The organism is Microcoleus sp. OTE_8_concoct_300, from assembly GCF_031383065.1.
GTDB lineage: Bacteria > Cyanobacteriota > Cyanobacteriia > Cyanobacteriales > Microcoleaceae > Microcoleus.
The window spans coordinates 1-1,533 of sequence record NZ_JANMZH010000166.1 but is presented as its reverse complement, the minus strand read 5'-3'; the positions used below and the strand labels follow the sequence as shown (position 1 = coordinate 1,533).

Genomic DNA, 1,533 nt, shown 5'->3' with positions numbered 1-1,533 from the left:
AATAATTTTTTGGGTCTGGAATTTAACATTTTTATCGATTGTTTACTTGGGAATTTTGCCTGTTATAGGAGTGACATTAATTCTGGCGACAATCGATGGCATCATCCCGCTAGAGTTTTCTTTGACGATGGCAGCTACGATCGCAGTACCCACTGTATGTACTGTAATAGGAGCTAGGCGTTTTCGCAAGCAACCCCTAGAGCTAATGCGTTGGTTTTACGGCGTAGAAGCACCGCTATTTTTGCTGTGTTTGCTCCGCTTGTTCCTGCTGCGAGAACTCACCCCAGCTAGTTCTCAAATCATCGCTACTATTGTTTTGTGCATAGCAGCATTTTCAGTGGAAATGCTGTACGGCTATCTGGGTAAAAAACAAAATGTTCAAAATATCTCAGATTCTAAAACTTCCCATAATAAACAGCCTCGTTTTTTAAGGTTAATCGGAGAAAAGCGAAGTGCGTGGCTGCAATTAGGATGTCACACTTTAATGGTAGTAGTGGGCATTTGGGCGGCAACATTGCTGATTTATTACGCTGTACCTGTGGCATTGTATACACTTTATGGATTCTTATTTTTCGTCATTCAATTTTTTAAGTTTACATGGGTTTCACCATTTCTGGATATGTTTAAATACGGGGGCTGGGCCTGGGGTTTAATTTGGATACCGCTATCGTTTATATTGTTTGGTTTAACCTGTAGTTTATTCGTTGTCATGCCTTCGCTGTACGGCTTTCTCTACATTCATTCCGGGCGGAAAATATGGCAGAGTTTTGCTGCACAATACGGGAAAAATAAAGCGCTAATCGGAAGTTTGGGAGTCATAGCAGCTTGGCTGGCTATTTTCTCGGCTTTGCAGCAGCAGCCACAAATTGCAGCACTGAAAATGCTGGCGACTCCCCCCGCAAACGACAGCAGCCGTCAAACTTTATTAGCCAAGTCTGATATGATTCGAGCGGGCTTAGTTAACGCTTATTTGTCTCCTTACCGCTACCTGAGCACTGTAGGTGAAAACAACCACATTTATGAGATATACAAAAATAGTTGGATTTTCCCTGACGGAGCGGCTCAAACTTTGCAGAATAGCTATAATTTTTTAATGTCGCCGTTTTTGTATCAAGGCTCTAGTGCTGATGTGAAAAAAGCCGAAAAACTATACGGCGAATTCTTCGATACGGAACTGCAAAAAGGCGACACAAAAGCAGTAAAACACGCGGTACAGTCAACATCAAACCGGGAAGAAGCTAAAGCAGGTTTGCTGAATGTCAATCAGGAAAAAGTATGGTTACAGTCGCAAGAAGTGACAGTCAAAGAAAACGGCGACTGGGCTGACGTTCAACTCTACGAAGTTTACAAAAATCAAACGCCGAACTTGCAAGAAGTATTCTACTACTTTTCCCTGCCGGAAAGCGCCGCAGTTACAGGAGTTTGGCTGGGCGATACTGGCGATTTAAACAAACGTTTTGTATTTACGGTATCGCCTCGCGGTGCAGCCCAACAAGTCTACAATCAACAGGTAGTAGAAAGAGTTGATCCGGC

The 1,533-nt window shown here is 43.0% G+C and carries 1 protein-coding gene; it reads left to right on the top strand.

The features are described 5' to 3' along the window. Nucleotide 1 precedes the first annotated feature (1 nt). Nucleotides 2-1,533 (top strand): TIGR02921 family PEP-CTERM protein (locus ACUVJL_RS07815; protein WP_445245329.1); only part of this gene is annotated, 1,532 nt, incomplete at its 3' end.